General features: G+C 48.5%; 1 protein-coding gene. It reads right to left on the minus strand.

What is annotated here, in order from left to right:
* Nucleotides 1-614 (minus strand): thymidylate synthase (locus tag ACFQ6N_RS41040; protein ID WP_380659227.1); only part of this gene is annotated, 614 nt, incomplete at its 3' end.
* Between the last annotated feature and the right edge of the window lie 558 nt (nucleotides 615-1172).

The following is a 1172-nucleotide window of genomic DNA, read 5'->3' on the forward strand; positions in this document are numbered from 1 at the left end:
GCCTTGGATATATCGCTCGTGTACAGGTGAAGGCTTCCGACAACGTGTGTGTAGGTCCCAACCTCCACTTTTAGGTGTCTTGCAGCAATCTCTTGAATCATGGTGAAAGCAAATACGTCGTGAGGCAATCCGATAAGTGCATCGTTGGATCTCATTGATGCGATCAAATCAAGTTTTTCATTTCGGAGAAGAAATTGCAGTGATATTGTGCAAGGAACTTCCTTTGAATTTCTAAGGTCGTCCTCTCTGAATATTTGAAGGACCGCTCGTCGGCTGGTGCTCTTCTTTTTAAGTAGTGAAAGTATTCTGTATATCTGGCGCGAACGAAAAAGGCGCTCCCCATAAGATCCTTTTATTGTCAAGCCGTCGACTGACTCATCCGAATATTTCTTGATATAGTAATAGATGAAATCAAGCCTATCGGACCCGGCGAGATACCAAAGAAGTTCGCCAAAGCTGCTGAATAGTCTCCCCTGGCGGATGCCTCTGCCGAGCCTGGCCCTTGGGTTCTTCAGAACCAGCATGGCTCCCGGTATTTCGAAAAATTCACCCCGGCTGGCCTGAACTATTCTTGTGCGAGGAAGGAGCAACTTCGACAACACAGCGTGCTGCATGTCGTCTATAGATTCCGAGCGTAAATACAAGGTCGCCTCCTTGCGTCGCTGCAACACCTATACGGGTCTGAACTAATGAAATGGAGATGGCAAGGTTCTATCATTCGTTGCCTATTAGTTCAAAGATGAGACCTTCGTCATCTTGATGCCGAGACAAAAACAGGTTTAGCCTCCGCAGCTGTCAGATTCCTCTCCACTGGTCTGGACCTTACTTCAAGCCTGAGCCGGGTGTCCACTCCCTAAAGCAGCGCTTGAAGATCGGCATTGTGCCTGTTCCTTAGAGTTGGCGATGGCCTAGAGTTGACAGGTGTTCTGCTCAATTCGAGGCGGAAGCTGTTGGCTCAAAAGTTTCATCTGCACATCAGACCTCCTGCGCACGTTAAGATCCTGACGGATTGGGTGTCCCAGCCGCGATGCACGCTTTGTATATGGTCTCGCTAAAGCCATTTTGCTGGGAAGATTTTTGAAAATCACGCCTACCTCCGCCTCACACAGGACGTCGGTCAGCCGCCTTCTGAAAAGGCACCATCTTTACATCCAATTTCCTAATCTCTGAGG

Origin of the sequence: Kitasatospora sp. NPDC056446, from assembly GCF_042796115.1 — a bacterium.
In the GTDB taxonomy this organism is placed as follows: Bacteria; Actinomycetota; Actinomycetes; order Streptomycetales; family Streptomycetaceae; genus Kitasatospora.